The organism is Algicola sagamiensis DSM 14643 (assembly GCF_000374485.1).
Classification (GTDB): domain Bacteria; phylum Pseudomonadota; class Gammaproteobacteria; order Enterobacterales; family Alteromonadaceae; genus Algicola; species Algicola sagamiensis.
In genome coordinates, this window is record NZ_KB894492.1 from 196,520 (window position 1) to 215,033 (window position 18,514).

The 18,514-nt window shown below is 44.2% G+C and carries 20 protein-coding genes; 13 read left to right on the forward strand and 7 right to left on the reverse strand.

What is annotated here, in order from left to right:
* From gspJ to cysQ, 7 genes are all read left to right on the forward strand, one after another.
* Entirely contained in the window at nt 1–648 is a 648-nt protein-coding gene (gene gspJ / locus C505_RS0104460) for a type II secretion system minor pseudopilin GspJ (protein ID WP_018691391.1), read from the forward strand.
* Nucleotides 645–1,733, forward strand: a complete 1,089-nt coding sequence (gene gspK, locus C505_RS0104465) for a type II secretion system minor pseudopilin GspK (protein WP_083938261.1) — start codon at nt 645–647, stop codon at nt 1,731–1,733. Before gspJ ends, gspK begins: the two co-directional genes overlap by 4 nt.
* Complete coding sequence (gspL, locus tag C505_RS0104470) at nt 1,730–2,956, forward strand: type II secretion system protein GspL (protein ID WP_018691393.1); 1,227 nt, start codon at nt 1,730–1,732, stop codon at nt 2,954–2,956. The genes gspK and gspL overlap by 4 nt, the downstream gene beginning before the upstream one ends.
* Nucleotides 2,953–3,414, forward strand: a complete 462-nt coding sequence (gene gspM / locus C505_RS0104475; RefSeq protein WP_018691394.1) for a type II secretion system protein GspM — start codon at nt 2,953–2,955, stop codon at nt 3,412–3,414. The genes gspL and gspM overlap by 4 nt, the downstream gene beginning before the upstream one ends.
* A 1-nt stretch (nt 3,415) precedes the next feature.
* Nucleotides 3,416–4,168, forward strand: a complete 753-nt coding sequence (locus tag C505_RS0104480) for a type II secretion system protein N (protein ID WP_018691395.1) — start codon at nt 3,416–3,418, stop codon at nt 4,166–4,168.
* A gap of 123 nt (nt 4,169–4,291) precedes the next feature.
* On the forward strand, nt 4,292–4,855 hold the full coding sequence (nudE, locus tag C505_RS0104485; protein WP_018691396.1) for an ADP compounds hydrolase NudE: 564 nt from the start codon (nt 4,292–4,294) through the stop codon (nt 4,853–4,855).
* Nucleotides 4,848–5,672 (forward strand): 3'(2'),5'-bisphosphate nucleotidase CysQ, encoded by an 825-nt coding sequence (gene cysQ / locus C505_RS0104490; RefSeq protein ID WP_018691397.1) that lies wholly within the window; start codon nt 4,848–4,850, stop codon nt 5,670–5,672. The genes nudE and cysQ overlap by 8 nt, the downstream gene beginning before the upstream one ends.
* Before the next feature lie 17 nt (nt 5,673–5,689).
* Here the strand turns inward: cysQ and C505_RS0104495 are convergent, their stop codons facing one another.
* On the reverse strand, nt 5,690–5,920 hold the full coding sequence (locus C505_RS0104495) for a YheU family protein (protein ID WP_018691398.1): 231 nt from the start codon (nt 5,918–5,920) through the stop codon (nt 5,690–5,692).
* 159 nt (nt 5,921–6,079) lie between these two features.
* On the opposite strand from C505_RS0104495, the gene C505_RS21410 reads away from it, so the two are divergent.
* Together C505_RS21410 and C505_RS0104505 are read left to right on the forward strand one after the other, a co-directional pair.
* Nucleotides 6,080–6,589, forward strand: coding sequence for a hypothetical protein (locus C505_RS21410; protein WP_018691399.1), 510 nt, complete (start codon nt 6,080–6,082; stop codon nt 6,587–6,589).
* On the forward strand, nt 6,586–8,157 hold the full coding sequence (locus C505_RS0104505; RefSeq protein WP_018691400.1) for a GMC family oxidoreductase: 1,572 nt from the start codon (nt 6,586–6,588) through the stop codon (nt 8,155–8,157). Before C505_RS21410 ends, C505_RS0104505 begins: the two co-directional genes overlap by 4 nt.
* A 291-nt stretch (nt 8,158–8,448) precedes the next feature.
* Here the strand turns inward: C505_RS0104505 and C505_RS23460 are convergent, their stop codons facing one another.
* Nucleotides 8,449–8,934, reverse strand: a complete 486-nt coding sequence (locus C505_RS23460; protein WP_083938262.1) for a TIGR02444 family protein — start codon at nt 8,932–8,934, stop codon at nt 8,449–8,451.
* 106 nt (nt 8,935–9,040) lie between these two features.
* Complete coding sequence (locus tag C505_RS0104520) at nt 9,041–10,960, reverse strand: ABC transporter ATP-binding protein (protein ID WP_018691403.1); 1,920 nt, start codon at nt 10,958–10,960, stop codon at nt 9,041–9,043.
* A gap of 156 nt (nt 10,961–11,116) precedes the next feature.
* Between C505_RS0104520 and C505_RS0104525 the strand changes: the two genes are divergently transcribed.
* Nucleotides 11,117–11,323, forward strand: coding sequence for a YheV family putative zinc ribbon protein (locus C505_RS0104525; protein WP_018691404.1), 207 nt, complete (start codon nt 11,117–11,119; stop codon nt 11,321–11,323).
* A 23-nt stretch (nt 11,324–11,346) separates the two neighbouring features.
* Here the strand turns inward: C505_RS0104525 and C505_RS0104530 are convergent, their stop codons facing one another.
* The 3 genes from C505_RS0104530 to C505_RS0104540 are packed head-to-tail and all read right to left on the reverse strand — an operon-like array spanning nt 11,347 to nt 13,515.
* On the reverse strand, nt 11,347–12,252 hold the full coding sequence (locus C505_RS0104530) for a formate/nitrite transporter family protein (protein ID WP_018691405.1): 906 nt from the start codon (nt 12,250–12,252) through the stop codon (nt 11,347–11,349).
* A 24-nt stretch (nt 12,253–12,276) separates the two neighbouring features.
* Nucleotides 12,277–12,492, reverse strand: coding sequence for a SlyX family protein (locus tag C505_RS0104535; protein WP_018691406.1), 216 nt, complete (start codon nt 12,490–12,492; stop codon nt 12,277–12,279).
* A 30-nt stretch (nt 12,493–12,522) separates the two neighbouring features.
* Complete coding sequence (locus C505_RS0104540) at nt 12,523–13,515, reverse strand: WD40 repeat domain-containing protein (RefSeq protein ID WP_018691407.1); 993 nt, start codon at nt 13,513–13,515, stop codon at nt 12,523–12,525.
* A gap of 169 nt (nt 13,516–13,684) precedes the next feature.
* Here C505_RS0104540 and fkpA point away from each other — a divergent pair, with 169 nt between their 5' ends.
* A complete protein-coding gene (gene fkpA / locus C505_RS0104545; RefSeq protein WP_018691408.1) occupies nt 13,685–14,560 on the forward strand; it encodes an FKBP-type peptidyl-prolyl cis-trans isomerase in 876 nt (291 codons plus the stop codon).
* Nucleotides 14,561–14,608: 48 nt separating this feature from the next.
* Here the strand turns inward: fkpA and speE are convergent, their stop codons facing one another.
* Nucleotides 14,609–15,475, reverse strand: a complete 867-nt coding sequence (speE, locus tag C505_RS0104550; protein ID WP_018691409.1) for a polyamine aminopropyltransferase — start codon at nt 15,473–15,475, stop codon at nt 14,609–14,611.
* A gap of 185 nt (nt 15,476–15,660) precedes the next feature.
* Here speE and speA point away from each other — a divergent pair, with 185 nt between their 5' ends.
* Both speA and C505_RS0104560 read left to right on the forward strand, forming a co-directional pair.
* A complete protein-coding gene (gene speA, locus C505_RS0104555) occupies nt 15,661–17,601 on the forward strand; it encodes a biosynthetic arginine decarboxylase (protein ID WP_018691410.1) in 1,941 nt (646 codons plus the stop codon).
* Between the two features lie 15 nt (nt 17,602–17,616).
* A complete protein-coding gene (locus C505_RS0104560; RefSeq protein ID WP_018691411.1) occupies nt 17,617–18,513 on the forward strand; it encodes an acyltransferase in 897 nt (298 codons plus the stop codon).
* Nucleotide 18,514: the final 1 nt, after the last annotated feature.

Here is an 18,514-nt window from a genome sequence, read left to right on the forward strand (position 1 = left end):
GTGAAGCGCATAACAACATCACAAGGTTTTACACTACTTGAGGTTCTCGTCGCAGCAGTGATCTTCGGTATGATCAGTGTGGCGTCCATGTCAATTCTGAATACGGTCACAGAGTCAGACCGATTATCCAAAGAGAAGAACGCTCAAATTCAAGGCTTGCAACGCCTTATGATCATTATGGAGCAAGACTTTTTCCAGGCCAGTTATCGCCATGCTCGGATCAATGGTGAAAAAGCGCGTAAAGAAGTGATGATGGGCGAAAAGCAACTCATGGAAAGTGACGCTGACGGTATTGCTTTCGTCCATGATGGTTGGCGCAATCCGGCCATGCAAATGCCAAGAAGTGAGTTACAACCTGTTGCATATCGACTCAAAGAAGGAAAGTTGGAGCGTTTATTCTACCCATATGTTGATCCAGTGACAGGAGAAGAACCACGCATTCAGGTGATGCTGGATGGAGTAGAAGATCTGACTTTCAAATATTACCATTCTGGTAAATGGCAAGAATCATGGGTTGGCCAACGCGGATTCCCTCTGGCCGTTTCCATCAACATCAAAAATGAGCATTTAGGAGAACTGAAAAAGTTGGTTCTCATGCCTGATCCTGTCCAGACAGATCGTTCTTCACAAGAGAAAGAGGGAGAATGATGAATCGGATCCACCGCCAGTCAGGGGCTGCACTTGTTACGGTTTTACTCATTCTTGCTGTTGCGATCATTATTGCATCAGAAATGTCGAGCCGATTATTTTTTGGTTTGACACGCACGCAGATCCTCAATAACAACCAGCAGGCGATGTGGTATGCCATCGCAGCTGAGGAAACGGCAAAGCGTTATCTGATGGATAACTTTATGAAGAAAGACGTGGTTCATTTAAAGCAGCAATGGGCGACTAAGCTTGAAAAAATGCCTGTTGATGAAGGTACCCTTACCGCTGAAGTGACAGATTTACAGGCTTGCTTTAATTTAAATGCATTGAGCAAGCCGGACCCTGTGAAAAAAGCAAAGAAAAAGCAATCGGGAAGTAGTAGTAACTCTTCGAATAAGACCTCCGAGAGTGAGCGTCAGCGTGAGTCTTCTGCAAAAGAAAATGAGAGTCAGAAGAGTACTCGTAACCCAGAATCGATCAAAATGTTTAAACGCTTAATCGAATTATTGGAAATTGAGACGGAATATACAGCCGAAGATCTTGCAACGCGAATTTATGATTGGATGGATGCTGATGGTATTCCAAGAAATGGCAGTGAAGATGAAGACGATTACGCCGCTTTAGTTTATCCTTACTTACCTTCGAATACCTTAATGTCTTCGGAGAGTGAATTAAGAGCAGTCTCAGGTTTTCATCCGGCAATATATCAAAAGTTACGTCCTTATATCTGTGTGATCCCTGAGGAACCGTCTTTGTTGATTAACGTGAATACGGTTCCAGAAGACAGGCCAGAGCTGATTGCTGCAATACTTGATATTGATAAAGACGAAGCCAGTAACATCATCTCGAATCGTGGTGAAGAAGGCTATAAAGATTTTGGTTCTATTTGGTCCAATAACCCATCTGCGGTAAGTGGACAAGATAAAGAAAAATATAAAGCTTATTTTGATGTTACCAGTAAGCATTTTAAAGTGGATATCAAAACAGAATTTGATGACGGACAATTCTATCTCACGTCATATATTCAAATAACTGATGAGAAGAAAGCGAATATAATCGCACGGCGAGTTGGAGGCCCTTTGTGAGCGAAGTGTTATATATCAGGTTGGGAAGCCGGCGTGAAGACGAAGTGCATTGGCTTGTCTGGTCAGATGATGCGCAAGAAGAAGTATCATCTGGTGTTTTGCCGAGTGCTCACCCAGAACACTTATCAACATTGAGTGAACGTGCAGGCGGACGGGAAGCACGCGTCTTTGTACCTTGTATAGACGTGTCTTTACAGCAGGTAAAATTACCTGGAAAATGGAATCGTCAAATGGCGAATGCTTTGCCGTTCATGTTAGAAGATGACTTGGCGACAGACGTTGAGTCATTATTCTTTGCCGTGCATGAAAAAAGAGAAACCGATGGCGTACATTCTGCGGATGTCGCGATCGTTGGACACGATAAACTAGAGCTGTGGCTTGGTTGGTTGGCGGAAGTCGAGATTCGAACCAAGTGGATTGTGCCTGATGTACTTTGCATGCCACATCACGAGGATGGACCTTCACTGTTATCCATGGGTGATCACTGGTTGATGCGTCAAGGCGCTTGGGCTGGTGCGATTCTGGAAGAAGAGTGGTTAGAGGATTATCTCACTTGGTATAGCGAGAAGGATGAAGATGAAAGTCCGACTCTCCACTGCTATTCTCCTTGGCCTTATGCATTTCCCGATGTTGCATTAATCCCTGAAGTTCCGGAATTGCCGTTGGCATTGCTTGTAAAAAATTGGGACGCTGCGACTGGATTTAATTTGTTGCAGGGTTCCTTTAAACCGAAAAAAGAAACGTCGAAATACTGGAAAACTTGGCGTGTTGCGATTGTTTTGGCAGGCATCACAGTTGTATCGAGCCTCATTTCGAAAGGGACAGAGATTTACTCCCTAAATCAGAAGATTGCGCAAGTGAACTCAGAGATAAAATCTGAATACAAAAAAGCCTTCCCAGGTAAAAAATTGCGAATGTCTTTACTGAAGAGGACACTCTCAAAGCAGCTTGGCCAGGCTAATGCCTCTGATTCGGCAAGCTTTTTAACCATGATGGATCACCTCTCGTCCGGAATGGAGAAACATGATGGGATAAAGCCACTGAGCCTTCGTTTTGATGTGAGGAAGCAATCAATGCGTGTGCAAGCGAGCGGCAAGAGCTTTAATGATTTTGAACAGTTTAAAGCCACGATGGAAGAGAAAGGATATCAGGTGAAGCAGGGTGCCCTCAACAATGATGGTGATGCGGTAATTGGAACGATCAACTTGAGGAATAAGGCATGAAGGAAAAATGGGCACAACTGAATGCACAAGAAAAACAACTAGTCACGATTGCAGGTGTATTGCTGAGTCTGATTTTGTTTTATGCCATGATCTGGGCGCCTGTCTCGAATACAGTTGTTGAAAAACGTGTCAAACTCTTGAAGCAAAGAGAACTTCAGCAATGGGCAACGTCTGCGATTGGAAAAATCCGCGCAAGTCAAAGTCAGACTGGCAGTGGTACTTCCATGCAGAATATTGTCAACTCGAGTGTGCGTCGGTATAACATTCAAGTCAGCCGTATTCAGCCAAAAGGTGAGCAATTGGCTGTTTGGGTAGAAAATACAGGATTCGATCAACTCATGCAGTGGGTTGCAGAACTGGAAAACAATCGAGGCCTACGTGTTGTGACATTTGATGTCGTCGCTGAGGATGAAAGCGGCATGGTTAGAGTTCGTGGATTAACTTTAGAGAAAGCCTAGGATGAATTGGTTGAAACGAGCATCGCTCATTATTTTGATTTTTTTGATTTTCTTGATTTCACGTATTCCAGCTGAAACAGTGCTCAGCTGGGCTGCACCGAAGGGTGTTCGCTTAGGTGTTGTCTCAGGTACGATTTGGCACGGGAAAATTTCAGCATTTCAATATCGTCAGTACACATTTGAGAACATTCGCTGGGAGGTTCAACTTTCGCGTTTGTTGACAGGTAAGGCGGCAGCGAAAGTCCAGATTGGTAGTCAACGCAAGCCTTCAGGACTTTACGCATCTGGACTCGTTTATTATGGGTTTGGTGGCCCTGGAGCAGATGGTTTGACAGTTCGTTATCCGGCGAAAAAGATGGCCCCATTTGTTGGACGTCACTTACCATTTCCAATGAAAGTGAGTGCGACAGGTTCAGTCACGTTGAAAGTGAAAGAATATCAATTTGCGAAGCCTCTTTGCGAAACCCTGATTGGACAGGCGCGTTGGGACAATGCAACCGTTGCTGTTCCTGACATGAACTTAAATCTTGAAAAGATTGAAACAAAGCTTAAATGTGATAAAGGTGCGGTCGTTGCGAGTTTTGATGGTAAAAATAAATTAGGACTTGAAGGCGATGTGGTTGTTCAGGATCGCAAAAAATATCAAGCAAAGCTCTTCATGAAGCCCGCTTCCGATATGCCGCAAGCACTCCATCAAGGGTTGATGTTCTTTGGTAAACCAGACAGCCAGGGACGTTACGCAATTAACCTTTAATTCTCATGGAGAGCGCTTGCTCTCCATACCACTAAAAATGGTCTTATCAGCTAAATCCCCCGTATTTATCTGCGTCATTTCAAGGTATATTAATGCCATCTCTTCTCGTGCAAGGTGCAAGTTATGGACAAAAAGCAGGAACTCCCTCAGATCCACAAAGCTGAAATCGTTGCGAAAAGTCGTTTCTTTCGCGTAGAAGGCCTCCAGTTAACATTTTCAAATGGTGAAGAACGTTATTATGAGCGGATGCGTGGCTCTGGTCGTGGTGCCGTGATGGTTGTTCCCATGCGGGATGAGTACACCATGTTGCTTGTCAGAGAATATGCCGCGGGAACACATAGCTATGAGTTGGGTTTTCCAAAAGGTCTCAAAGATCAAGGAGAAACCCCAGAGGAAGCCGCAAATCGAGAGTTAAAAGAAGAAATCGGTTATGGTGCGGATCAACTCTTTCATTTAAAAGAAGTCACCACCGCGCCGGGATATTTTAATGCCCGCATGGACATACTTTTAGGCTATTCTCTGTATGAGGAGTCATTAGAAGGGGATGAACCGGAGCCACTGGAAATTGTCCCCTGGGATATTCGAAACTGGCAGGCATTATTAGCACATCCGGAGTTCTCTGAAGCCCGGTCTGTGGCTGCATTAATGCTTGCAAAAGAGCATTTGGAGCAAGGCATACGTGATTGACAGGACGACGTTATTGGAAGGGGTTCAACTTGCAGCCCGCCAAGCAGGAGAGGCAATATTAAAGCAATATCATTCCGGAGACTTTACCCAGTCTGAAAAATCAGACGAATCTCCAGTGACCAGTGCGGATTTAGCTGCAAACCAAATCGTGATTGAGCATTTGCAGCGTTTAACACCGGACATTCCCATGATATCTGAAGAGAGTCAGCATATTGCGCTTTCTGATCGCGAAAACTGGCCGCGTTATTGGCTTATTGATCCACTTGATGGGACTCAGGAGTTCATTTATCGCAGTGGTGATTTTGCTGTCAATATTGCACTCATTGAAGGACATGAGCCTATTTTTGGCCTCATCTATTGGCCTGAGAAGGATATCTATTATTATGGGATAAAAGGAGAAGGTGCGTTTAAAGAAGCAAATGGGCAAAAAGAACAGATAAAAGTTTGTGCCAGCCCATCACCTCAATTAAGAGTGGCTGTTTCTCGAAGGCAAGAAAAATCACTCGTGACTCAGTATATTTCTCAAGAGGCACAGTTAGAGTTTATCCCACTTGGCAGTTGCTCATTAAAAGCCTGTTTGATTGCAGAAGGTGGTGCTGATTGTTATTTGAGGGTTGGTCCAACAGGAGAATGGGATACGGGCGCAGCAGAAGTTGTCGTCGGTGAAGCTGGTGGTTTCATTTGTGATAGTGAATTTAACCCCCTCACGTATAATCAACGAGAATCTTTATCCAACCCAGATTTTATGGTGTTAGGCTCGAAAGAAATTTCTTGGAAAGAAATGATCCAGCCTCATCCTGCGATTCCGTATAAGTGATCCGGGCTTGCTGATGATCACGAGATATCCTCACTCCTGAATTGATCGGCAGGCAGGATATTGACAGAATCATGGAGCTCAGAATAGACAATCACGGCTGTTCCTCGTTCTAATTGCCGGTATACGTCCTGAATTTTTGTGTCCATATCTGCTTCTGATTCACCATAGTCTGTGCCTTCCCTCAGAATAAAAGATTCGATCAGGTTTTTGAGTGTATCTGGGTGAATGCTTTGATGTGGAATGATCATCGCGTTTGCTCTACTTCATTGAATTTGCGAGCGTGAAAATATACGTTTCACTTGATGAGAATGCAAGCAATGGAGAGGAGATAAGGTTGATTTTTGGTCGGACCTGCTTATGATGGAAAGTAGGGATGGGTAAAAAGAACGATGAGGATGGCGCATTCAATGGAGCGAAGACACTTTTTGGGGATTGGCATTGCAACGGGGTTTTCACTGATACTGGGTCGATGTGTCTATGATCAACATCAGGCGTTTCCTGATGTGACAATTGCACAAAAAGAAGCGGTTCTCGCCGCATGTGTTCCTATTTTCCTTGATGGTGCATTAAAGGGCAATGCAGCACAAAAGCAAAAAGCGATTCGGCGAACTGTTCAAGGGTGTATCGCATTTATCAACGACCTTCCCAAAGGAACACAGCTTGAACTTGATCAATTATTCGAACAGCTTTCTGGCCAACTCATTATCTTTGCAACACTTGGACAATGGCAATACCTGACGCATTTACCACTTTCTTATCGCGCTAAATGGGTTGAGGCACTGCGGCATCATGGGATCACACTACTCAGGCAAGCTTATGAAGGGCTGCGAGAAATGATAATCGCAGCCTATTACGTACATCCAGAGCATTGGTCCGCTTTGCAGTACCAAAAACCACAACTTGGGATCCAGGAATGATTCAAGGCCCAATCAATATTCACCCCGATTGGGAACATATTGATGGACGCCTTGTGTTCAGTCCTCAAACCTTTGAAGCAGATATTGTCATTATTGGAACAGGTGCGGGTGGTGGTGTCGCGGCTGAGGAGCTATGCAAAGCGGGACTGTCAGTACTTCTTGTCGAGATGGGGCCATTCAAAACAGCGAAGGACTTTACGATGGAGGAGCGAACTGCTTATCCGGATTTGTATCAGGAAGCCGCTGCAAGAAAGACTAAAGATAAAGCAATATCGATATTTCAGGGGCGTTGTGTCGGTGGCTCAACAACAGTGAACTGGACAACGTCAATTCGTACACCGAAGCCAACTCAGCAGTTTTGGGCAGAACGGTTTGCTGTTAAATTAGAAGGAAAAGATGATTTAACCCCTTATTTTCAAAAAGCAGAAAAACGCCTAAATATCTCACCCTGGCACGTCCCCCCAAATCCAAATAATGCAGCACTTCGAGATGGCTGTATCAAACTGGGATGGGAATATACGGTGATTGCTCGCAATGTCAAAGGGTGTGCAAATTTGGGCTACTGCGGGATGGGGTGCCCGATGAATGCAAAACAATCCATGCTTGTGACAACCATCCCTGAAGCTTTAAATTTGGGAGCGACCCTCTTATCGAGTGTATACGTAGAAAAAGCGGTCCATCAACATGGAAAAATTACATCCCTTACGTGTTATGCGATGGATCAGAATCATCAGCCTCAGTCAGACATCCCATTGAAGATCCATGCGAAGCAGTTTATCTTCGCTGCGGGTTCGATCGGTACACCTGCGATAATGCTGCGCTCAAATTTACCCGACCCATCAGGCCGCTTAGGAAAACATACCTATCTACATCCTGTTGTGATTTCAGGTGGGTTCATGAAGGATATACATGGTCACTCTGGTGCACCACAGTCCATTTACTCAGATGAATTTGTTTGGAAGCATGGGGCGGATGGTCCGATAGGCTATAAACTGGAAGTCCCACCAATTCATCCTGTCCTGATTGGGAGTAAATTGAGTGGTTATGGGCAGCCCCATGCGGACATTATGCATCGATTTAATGATCTTCAAATCATGCTGGCACTGCTAAGAGATGGCTTCCATCCCGACTCTCAGGGTGGAACAGTAAGGTTGAATGACTATGGGGAACCAATACTGGATTATCCCCTGAATGATTATTTGTGGAACGGAATACGGCGCGCATTTTTAACTATGGCTGAATTACAGTTTGCATCGGGAGCGAAAGCCGTATTTCCAGCGCATGATGATGCCAAACAAGTCAAAACATGGTCCGCGGCTCAATCGATGATTGAAGACTTATTACTGGAAGCTTATCGAACCGTGATTTGTTCAGCACATGTCATGGGCGGTTGTAATATGGGTGAAGATCCAGCAAACAGTGTCGTGAATAGTTATGGTCAACACCATCAAATTGAAAATCTGTACGTTTTTGATGGTTCTGTTTTCCCCACAAGTCTCGGCGCGAATCCTCAATTATCGATTTATGGGTTGGTGTATCGGAATGTGGCGCGTTTATTGGCTGGTTAATTGACGAGAAAAACAGGCTGGATCGGAAGTTGTACATCGGATCCAGCCTGCGCGTCGTCGTGCTTAGTGGTTTACCTATCGAACGATTGGAAACTCGATGAGGTAATGGGCAAGTGCAATTTCAGAATGGACATCACAACATCCCTTGATTCCATATTGTTGTTTTGCATCACACTTAACATCTGGGGTTCGGGAATGCTGACGTGGTTGATGGCAAATCGTCTCCCCAAATGTAGGGTTAGCATAGAGAGTTTTGCCGCATCTTGGGATGATGCAGATCAATAAATGGTCCTAAAACAGGCTGATTTCAATCGTAGCCTCTGTGACCGTTTGTCGTTCTTCCTCTGTTGTTGTCACGTTTTTCATGTCGAGATAAAGGTGCAGGTTTTCAAATGGTGCTTCACTGGGTTGAAGGTGGATGGACTGCAGCCTTGCAACAAGTGCATGCTGTTCCAGCTTTTCGAAAGCCAGTTCAAGATTCAGGCATTGTTGCTTTAATGATGTCTGATGCATGCGATCAACTAAAGATGTGTTGACGGCTCTACGAATTGCCCTTTGTGGGCCTGTTAATTCCTGATGAATGGCCTGAATGGCATCTTCTAGGGTTTGTAATTGATCGGTGGATACTTTGAGTTTTTTCTTATCAAGAACACACATCAAAAGGCATAAATTAACATTGACGTTGTAAGAATCCTGCCAATGCAACATCAATGACTGCACACCGGTGTGACTATATATAGAAACCGATGCTTGCCAGAATTGCACAGTTGAAAGCATACGCTTCTCCTGGAGGGCGTGTCGACCTTTCGGAAATCCTCGCAGTTATTGTGATTGCAAGAGCTTCAATCACAGTACGAGGTGCGAAGTTTTTATTTGTTGCTGCCTAAGCGTCACCTCGACAGGCATCAAATTCTTGTTGTAGTGCTTCAATGGACTCCTGTAATCCTAGCCACTCTTCCTCTAAATTGCCTAACTCATTTTTCAAATCAGATTGTTGTTTTAGCAGATCTTTTAACTGAGTTTTGTTCTCTTCCGTGTACAAACTGTTGTCTGCTAGTTGTTCTTCCAGCTTATTGAGTTGTTCAGTACCTTTTTCTATTTGTTTTTCCACTTTCTCAAGTGACTTTTTAAATGGAGATAACTTTTTGCGGTGCTCCGCTTCCAGTCGCTTGATCTCTTTGCGGTTTGCAGAAGGAGAAGCTTGTGCTGTGTCTTGTGTCTCAGATGCGGAGCTGTTTGATTGCATTAACCATTTCTGGTAATCCGACAGGTCGCCCTGGAAAGGTGCAATCAACCCTTGATCAACGAGGTAAAATTCATCCGTGGTGGCACTTAATAAGTGTCTGTCATGGCTGACAACAATCAATGCGCCTTCGAAAGATTGCAGGGCGATTGTCAATGCTTGACGCATTTCCAAGTCAAGGTGGTTCGTCGGTTCATCCAGCAGGAGTAAGTTTGGCTTTTGGTAGACCAATATTGCAAGGACGAGTCGTGCTTTTTCTCCCCCGGAGAATGTACCAACAGGAGTCAGCGCTTTATCACCAGAGAAAGCGAAGCCACCCAGAAAGTTTCGATGTTCTTGCTCTGTGACCGATGGATCCAAGCGCGTCATGTGTGCCAGCGGTGATTCATCTGGACGAAGTGTTTCCAATTGGTGCTGAGCAAAATAACCAATGTGTAACCCTGCATTTGGTTCATATATACCATTCATTGGGGCTAATTCACCGGAAAGTAACTTGATGAAAGTTGATTTACCAGCACCGTTTCGACCTAATAAGCCAATACGACTACCTGGAACGAGGTTCATTTTAATGGATTGTAAGATGACTTTTTCGCCATAACCAGCGCTCACATTTTCCATATGAACGAGTGGGTTTGGGAGTCGCTCTGGTGGTTGGAATGAGAAATTAAACTCAGACGTCACATGTGCGGGCATGATCTCTTCCATCTTCGCAAGTGCTTTCAAACGGCTTTGTGCTTGTTTTGCTTTACTCGCTTTGGCGCGGAAACGATCGACGAAGCTTTGCAAGTGGGCTTTTTGGACTTGCTGTTTTTCATATGCGGCTTGCTGCTGCGCCAGTTTTTCACCTCTTTGGCGTTCAAAGCTGGAATAATTTCCTGAATATAAATCAATGCTATTCTGGTGAAAATGCATGATCTCGCCGCAGATTGAATCCAAAAAATCACGATCGTGTGAAATCAGCAAAAGTGTCCCTTGGTATTGCTTGAGCCATTGTTCCAGCCAGATCACGGCGTCTAAGTCCAAGTGGTTTGTCGGCTCGTCCAGTAAGAGTAAATCAGAACGACAAATCAGCGCCTGTGCTAAGTTCAGTCGCATTCTCCACCCACCAGAAAAGTCACTGACGGGCTGTTGCAGTTGAGCTGTACTAAAGCCTAAACCATGCAGGAGTGCTCCCGCTCTTGCATGGATACTATAGCCTTGGATCGTATCGAGTTGATGATGCAGCGAAGCAATCTTTTCACCCGCGTTATCAGATTCTGCTTGGACAAGCTGATTTTGAAGAGATCGATATTCTTCATCACCATCTATGACATACTCAATCGCGGGCTTGTTTAATGCTGGTGTTTCCTGTCGGACAGAAGCGATTTGCCAATGCGTGGGGAAGCTTACTTCACCTTCATCGGCTTGAAGCTCGTTGCGGATCAGTGCAAATAAGCTTGATTTACCGCATCCATTTGGCCCAACAACACCGACTTTATGGCCAGGAAAAACCGTCAGATCAACCTGACGTAAGAGATGATGATGGCCTCTGATCAAACTCATTTTTTGCAGCTGTAACATGCAACGACACCCATGGTTAAGCAAAAAAGTGCTATTAAATCGTACCTCATCTTGAGAGCCAAGTACTTTCGGTAAAATTCGCGATATAATACGAGAAAGTACGGTTGAATATCGGCCGTTTTTTATTCGAACAATTCAATCCCTGAAGATAAGTTTATGAGTCGTCAAAAAAAACGTTTTATTGCAGGTGCAACCTGCCCATCTTGTCAGGCAATGGATACGATCGAACTTTATTTAGAAAATAATGTAGAGACGATTCACTGTGTTCAATGTCATTATAAAAAACAGCAGCCCGATGACGCTACTCAGGCAGCGACCCGACAATTTGAGCAAGTCATTGGCATCTTTAAACCCGATGCATAATGAAGGTTGATGGATAGGTATATTCATCGTCTTTGCGAATGTCGAATGTGGCCGTAGTTCAATACAGCGACAAAGACACTGCCACCAATCAGATTTCCAAGCAACGCGATACAAATTGTATAGGCAAGCGTTTGTATATCCGGGTTATCTGAAACCAGAGCAGAGACAAACAACTCAATCGATCCGGCGATAGAGTGATGGAATCCACCGAGTCCAATCAAAAAAGTAACTAAATAAATACTGACAATCTGACTGAGTGTTGAATGGGTCGCTAAAACGATCCAAGCACCTAAGGCCATCAACCATCCAGCAAGAATGGCACTGATAAGCAGAAGGAGGGGTGGGTATGCAGTGAGGTGATCTGCAAGTCGAATATAACCCTGGCTCAGATGAGATATTGGGTCGACAAGTTTGAGCAGAATTGCACCAATCATGCCACCGACTAAATTGCCGAAAATAACGATGACCCATAAGCGAATCAATGCACTCGAACGAACTTTGGTATCTAAGACTGGATAGACTGCGGTCGCTGTGTGTTCAGTGAAGAGCTGTGTTCGACTCATGATACACAAAACGAAGCCAAGTGGGTAAAAGAGCGCGACAGCAATGCGTTGTAACCAAAGGTTTGGCAGAGATTCTGTGGCAAGAGTCATAACGGCGACAGCCATCACCGTAAAGCAGAGAATGAGTCCAGCAGCACAAGCTGAAAGAAACAGCGACAGCGCGGGCCTGGATAGTTGCTCCAGCCCCTCTTGAATCGCAATTTCAAGAATATCATCAGGGTGGCGGAATGATTCATCCGTTCGTTTGATGATAACGGGTTGAAACTGGCGATCTTCTTCAGCACGTTCTTCAACACGCTTGGTTTTTGCTTCGGAAGTGGTGGTGATGACATCCCCTTCCGGTGAGACGATCTTTTTGTCCGTCATACCGGATAAGCGCCAAACGATTGATTAATAGTGGGGTGGCGGGGTTTCTTCTGATAATGCTGCCACTGCGGGCGTGTGCGCATTCGTCTGTCTCTCAGCTAATAGTTTTACTTGCCTTTGCATTTTTAATAGTTGTTCCTGCTGTGCTTGTAAAGCTTCATTGAGTCGATTGATTGTATCTTCTTGAAATGCAACTTTGGATTCTAATTCAACAATTCTAGCTTCCAACACATGTGACATCTGGGTTTACTCCACTGCTTTTCTTTAATTTCACTTCGCTTTAATTTGCCAAGTTTCGACGAGACCACTGGAGCTTTCCGTGATCAGTTTCGTGTCATTTTGACTAAATGCGATGCTATATACCACAGCTGATTTCGGTCGGCTATCTTTTCTCGGTGTGACAAACCATTTTTTGATTTGTTTTCCTGTTTGAATATCCCAAATCGCTAATTTTCGAGAAGGGGACCCTGTCGCCAATAGGGTTGCGTCTTTGTTGAACCGAATCGCGCTGTATATTTGTTGACGGCTTGTATAGATTAATCTGCTCACCGATTCTCCCGTCTTTAAATCCCAAACTCGAGCTTGTTTTTGGCTATCTGCGGTAAATGCGAATCGCCCTTTCGGATCAAATGCCACCTTTGAGACCCGACTGGGGTGATTAAATCGATAAACGACCTGTCCCGAACGTGTATCCCAGAGAAAAGCGACATAATCATTTGAACCAGATAAAGCATAAAAGCCATTTGGTGACAGCGCGACGCTGTTAATTTTTTCCTGATGGCCAACAAATTCAATTCGCCTTCCTGTGTCACGATCGACATGAACGACTTTACCATTTGTTTTACCAATCAGCAGATAGCGTCCTTGGTTGGAAATGGCAATATCTCGAATTGTAGATTCACGGATTTTAATAAAGCCTTCAGATTGACCTGTTTCAATATTCCAAATGCCAAATTTTTCCTTATCAGCGGTCATGGCATAGCTATTATCAGGGGCAATTGCGGTAAGAAACGTGATATTATGCTCAGCGCCTTGATGGCTCCACTGATATTTCAGAGCATTTTTCTCTAAATCCCAGAGAGAGACGCCATGATGGATGGAAGACACAAGTGAGTATTTTCCATCATCGGAAATTGTGGCAGCATAAGAGCCTTCTACTGCATGCTCATAGGATGACTCAGGCTTTGCTGTGGGATCCTGACAGCCAATTAGAAGAAAAAATAAAGCGAATAATATAAAGCGGTTATAGGGAAACTCAGTCATGAAAACGGTTTTTCCTTAACGTTTTTGAAACATTTACGTATGATGACGGTCTGATGTATTCTATCGTACCGCTGTTCGTGTAGAATGTAGCGATCGACGATTATGTGAATAGTATTAAGACAAATTCTCGGTATATCAAATACATTGTATCTTTGAAGTGGAGAACCATATGAAAACTAAGTTCGCACTGAGCTTGATTGCGGCATCTTTGTTGACACTAACAGCTTGTAATAAAGAGCAGGCAAAACAACCTGCTGCAGACGCAAAACCAGCAGCAGAAGCTAAAGCTGAAGAGAAAAAAGTTGATGCAGCTCAGTCAGCATTTAAATCTGAAGAAGACAAACAAGCATACAGCATTGGTGCTTCTGCAGGAAACCACTTGCGTTTAAATCTTGAGCGCACAAAAGAAGAAGGCACAGAAATCAGCAAAGAAATGCTGGTGAAAGGCTTCATCGAAGCTTTAGATAACAAAGCGGCTTTCAAAGACGAAGAAATCAGAAAGAATTTGATGGCACTTGATCAGCGCCTTCGTGAAAAGCGTGATGCAAAAGCGAAGAAAGATGCTGAAGAGCAGCTAACAAAAGGCAAGACGTTCCTTGACGAGAACAAAAAGCGTAAAGAAGTGAAGACGACGGAGTCTGGCCTTCAATACGAAGTTGTTTCAACTGCGGAAGGTAAAAAGCCTGTGTCTTCTGACACTGTAAAAGTACATTACACCGGTACATTGATCGATGGCACTGAGTTTGATAGCTCTGTCTCTCGTGGCGAGCCAGCAAAATTCCGTCTTGATCGCGTGATCAAAGGTTGGACTGAAGGTCTTCAGTTGATGCCTGTTGGCTCTAAGTTCAAGTTCTATATCCCACATGAGCTTGCGTATGGTGAGCGAGCAACGGGCAAAATTCCTGCGAACTCAACGCTGATTTTCGAAGTAGAATTACTTGCGATCGAAAAAGCTGAGCAGAAAGATGACCATGGTCATGCGCACAAGCACGACAAGAAAGCTGATCTTGCAAACAAAGACAAAAAAGTCAAAGCAAGCGAGTAATTTTACCGCTTCAGAAATAAAAAATCCCGGCAACTCGCCGGGATTTTTTTATGCTTCAAAAGCTTTTTTCATAAACGGTGGCAAAGCTTGTGCACCTGCATGAACCTGTTCACTGTAATATAAAGTTTCAAATGGGCGATCTTTTGCATCAGCTTCTCGCATGATTGGCACAGACTGACCTTTGGAAGCTATCGTACAGCTCCACCACCCAGATGGATAAATCATTTGCGGGAAGAGTAAAGTTTGTAGATCGGCAAATCCTGAGTCCAACATCGCTTGGCGCATGTCTTTGAGCAGCGGCATATGAATGAGTGGGGATTCGCTTTGCTGGACCAGTAGGCCTCCTTGGCGGAGTGCTTTGACACAGCTTTGATAGAAGGCATGGTTGAACAGCCCTTCACCCGGCCCAACCGGATCCGTGGAATCGACGATGATCACATCAATGGACTCTGGCAGTGCTTCCGCCATAAACTTGATGCCATCATCAAATAAAATCGACGCACGTGGGTCGTTATTTGATTCACAAAGCTCCGGAAAGTATTCCTCGGAGAGTCGCGTGACTTGTTCATCAATATCGATCTGAGTTGCTTGCTCAATACCTGGATGCTTGAGCACTTCTTTTAAAGTGCCACAATCACCCCCACCAATGATCACAACATTCTTTGGGTTTGGGTGGGTGAATAATGCCGGGTGGCTCATCATTTCATGATAGATAAAGTTTTCCCGTGTGCTCACCATCGTGAAGCCATCTATCAACATCAGATAACCAAACTTCGTCGTTTCATAAACTTCAATGTGTTGGAAAGGGGAAGTGACTTCTTGTACTTTTTGTTTGATTTCCAGGGAAAAAGCATTTCCTGTATCATCGTTTCTTTCTGTGACCCAGTGCTTTGGGTCGAGGGATTGTCCAGCCATAATTCAAATTCATTGATACTTTTCGCTTATTTTAATCAGCGATAGTACTTCGCTCAAACGAAATTATACTGAGTCTCCATTAATTCATGGAAATTCATTCAATTTTCTTTCATTCAATATTGTGACCTCATGGTATAAAATACGCTCCTTGTTATGCTGAGATTGCTTTTGCCGGAGATGCGCTGATGAGCCACACCACAGCCCCAGACTTACAAAATACATTTGAACCTCGCAATGATGCGAAAGCTGTTTATAACGTCGATCAATGGAGTGAAGGATATTTTGGTATTAATGAAGCTGGTGAACTGGTTGCGTATCCTGATGCTGATCAGACACGTTCAGGCATCCCCCTCCCAGAAATTGCGAAACGCCTAAAGGACGAAGGACTCACGCTTCCTGTTCTCGTTCGATTTACAGATATTCTTCAACATCGCGTGGATCGATTGGTTCAAGCGTTCTCTAAAGCAAAGCAAGATTTTGGTTATCAAGGTGAATATACAGCCGTTTACCCGATTAAGGTCAATCAGCAACAGAGTGTGGTTAAAAAGCTGATAGAGCATAAGAGCGGGCATGTTGGTTTGGAAGCTGGCAGTAAACCAGAACTGATGGCGATTATGGGTGTGACCGAACACCCGATTCGGATCGTATGTAATGGATACAAGGATGCAGAATTTATTCGCCTTGCCTGTATTGGTCAGACGATGGGACATGATGTTCATTTAGTGATTGAAAAACTAAGTGAATTGAACACCTATCTAGAGACAATTCAAGACTTTGCGCATGCACCAAAAATTGGTGTGCGGATCCGGCTTCACTCTGTTGGCAAAGGCAAATGGCAGAATACAGGTGGGGAAAAGGGTAAGTTTGGTCTTACGGCTTTGCAAGTCCTTCAATTGGTGAAGCAACTTCAGGAAGTTGGGCAACTCGATCGATTACGACTGGTTCACTTCCATATTGGCTCACAAGTTGCGAATATTCGTGATATTCAGCGTGCATTGAGAGAATGTTCCCGTCATTTTGTGGCGCTCACCCAGCTCGGTGCGCCAATTGAAACTGTTGATGTGGGTGGTGGGCTTGGTGTGGATTACGAAGGTTCCGGATCAAGAAGCGCCTGTTCGATGAATTACACTATTGATGAATATGCGCGAAACGTTGTGCATGCGTTAGTCGATATTTGTGATCAAGAAGGGATCAAGCATCCAAATATCATTACTGAGTCTGGTAGAGCGATGACTGCCCACCATGCGCTTTTGATCACAGATGTCATTGATATTGAACAAGCGCCTGCAAACAATGTCAAAAAGCCAGGGCTCGATGCGCCGATGATTGTTTGCCACTTATGGCAGGTCTATTCCGAGGTATCTAAGCGCCGTGCGGTGGAGGCACATCACGATGCCGTGCATTATTTTTCGGAAGCACAAAGTGAATATGTTCACGGACTGATGTCTTTGTCGCAGTTATCTGAGGTCGAACATTTGTATTTTTCGTGTTTACGTAAAATCAGCAATGTTTTAGACCCAAGTTCTCGTTCACACCGGGAAATTTTGGATGATATCCATGAAAAACTAGCTGATAAACTCTTTGCAAATTTTAGTCTTTTTCAAAGTCTTCCAGATGCCTGGGGAATTGACCAGTTATTTCCTGTGATGCCACTCCATCATATGAACGAAAGCTTATCCCAGCGGGCAATACTACAAGATATTACCTGCGACTCTGATGGACAAATCAAACGTTATGTGGATGGCGCCGGGATAGAGGCCAGTTTACCATTACCTGCTTATCGGCAGGGAGACAATTACTTACTGGGTATCTTTATGTTGGGTGCTTATCAGGAGATCCTGGGCGATATGCATAATCTGTTTGGGGATACGGACTCGGTACATGTAACCATGACGGAGACTGGATATGTCTTGGATCAAAGTCTAAAGGGCGATTTGGTTAAAGATGTGTTACGATACGTCCATTTTGATGCGGATGAACTCATGCGTTCTTATCAGACGCAACTCGCCAAATTGGCGATTGTTCAGGAAAAGAAAGATTTGTATTTGAAGGAGCTTTCCGCAGGATTATCAGGTTATACCTATTTTGAAGGCTCTAGTGTTAGTGAGGGAAAACGACTCGATTGATTGAGGAATGAGTGCATGCTTGGATTTTTACCGGCTCCCATGCGGGGCTTCATTAGTCTGCTGTTGTATGCTTTAAATACGATATTTTGGTTTATGCCTGTGATGGCGTTAGCGATTTTTAAAGTTTTGCCGATCCAAAGCTGGCAGACTGTGATGTCATATTTGCTTGATGCATGTGCAAAAGCCTGGATCACGATGAATGGTGTCACCACTTGGTTGACGAGCAAGATCCACTGGGATATTACGGGTCTGGAAAAACTTTCTCCAAAAGAGTGGTACTTAGTCATTGCGAACCATCAATCTTGGGTTGATATTCTTGTTTTACAAAAAGTACTGAATAACCGTGTTCCATTCTTGAAATTCTTTTTGAAGAAGGAATTAATTTTCGTTCCTTTGATGGGACTTGCATGGTGGGCGTTGGACTTTCCATTTATGAAAAGATACTCACGCCAACAAATTGAAAAAAAACCTGAGTTGAAAGGAAAGGACATTGAGACGACGCGTCGTGCTTGTGAAAAATACAAACGCAAACCCGTCTCTGTGATGAACTTTCTAGAAGGTACGCGATTCACACTTGCAAAACACGAGCAGCAAAAAAGTGAATTTAAGTATCTCTTAAAGCCGAGGGCTGGTGGCATCGCTTTTGTGTTGTCAGCAATGGGTGAACATCTCAATAAGATTTTGGATGTCACGATTTACTACCCGAAAGGGATCCCGAGTTTCTGGGACTATCTATGCGGAAAGGTTCAAGAAGTAAAAATCCGAGTCAGTGTCATGCCTGTTGAGCAAAAGTTGATTGGAGATTACATGGAAGATGAAGCCTATCAACAAGAATTCCAGGATTGGGTCAATGAGCTGTGGACTCGGAAGGATCAACAGCTCGCAGAGCTTTCTCAAGAGCGGAGATTATAAG

Excerpts from the sequence above, each read along its gene's own strand:
- gspK (WP_083938261.1), top strand. The coding sequence starts at position 645 with ATGATGAATCGGATCCACCGCCAGTCAGGGGCTGCACTTGTTACGGTT.
- gspM (WP_018691394.1), top strand. The coding sequence starts at position 2,953 with ATGAAGGAAAAATGGGCACAACTGAATGCACAAGAAAAACAACTAGTC.
- C505_RS0104480 (WP_018691395.1), top strand. The coding sequence starts at position 3,416 with ATGAATTGGTTGAAACGAGCATCGCTCATTATTTTGATTTTTTTGATT.
- nudE (WP_018691396.1), top strand. The coding sequence starts at position 4,292 with ATGGACAAAAAGCAGGAACTCCCTCAGATCCACAAAGCTGAAATCGTT.
- C505_RS0104495 (WP_018691398.1), bottom strand. The coding sequence starts at position 5,920 with ATGATCATTCCACATCAAAGCATTCACCCAGATACACTCAAAAACCTG.
- C505_RS21410 (WP_018691399.1), top strand. The coding sequence starts at position 6,080 with ATGGAGCGAAGACACTTTTTGGGGATTGGCATTGCAACGGGGTTTTCA.
- C505_RS0104505 (WP_018691400.1), top strand. The coding sequence starts at position 6,586 with ATGATTCAAGGCCCAATCAATATTCACCCCGATTGGGAACATATTGAT.
- C505_RS23460 (WP_083938262.1), bottom strand. The coding sequence starts at position 8,934 with ATGCTTTCAACTGTGCAATTCTGGCAAGCATCGGTTTCTATATATAGT.
- C505_RS0104520 (WP_018691403.1), bottom strand. The coding sequence starts at position 10,960 with ATGTTACAGCTGCAAAAAATGAGTTTGATCAGAGGCCATCATCATCTC.
- C505_RS0104525 (WP_018691404.1), top strand. The coding sequence starts at position 11,117 with ATGAGTCGTCAAAAAAAACGTTTTATTGCAGGTGCAACCTGCCCATCT.
- C505_RS0104530 (WP_018691405.1), bottom strand. The coding sequence starts at position 12,252 with ATGACGGACAAAAAGATCGTCTCACCGGAAGGGGATGTCATCACCACC.
- C505_RS0104535 (WP_018691406.1), bottom strand. The coding sequence starts at position 12,492 with ATGTCACATGTGTTGGAAGCTAGAATTGTTGAATTAGAATCCAAAGTT.
- C505_RS0104540 (WP_018691407.1), bottom strand. The coding sequence starts at position 13,515 with ATGACTGAGTTTCCCTATAACCGCTTTATATTATTCGCTTTATTTTTT.
- fkpA (WP_018691408.1), top strand. The coding sequence starts at position 13,685 with ATGAAAACTAAGTTCGCACTGAGCTTGATTGCGGCATCTTTGTTGACA.
- speE (WP_018691409.1), bottom strand. The coding sequence starts at position 15,475 with ATGGCTGGACAATCCCTCGACCCAAAGCACTGGGTCACAGAAAGAAAC.
- speA (WP_018691410.1), top strand. The coding sequence starts at position 15,661 with ATGAGCCACACCACAGCCCCAGACTTACAAAATACATTTGAACCTCGC.
- C505_RS0104560 (WP_018691411.1), top strand. The coding sequence starts at position 17,617 with ATGCTTGGATTTTTACCGGCTCCCATGCGGGGCTTCATTAGTCTGCTG.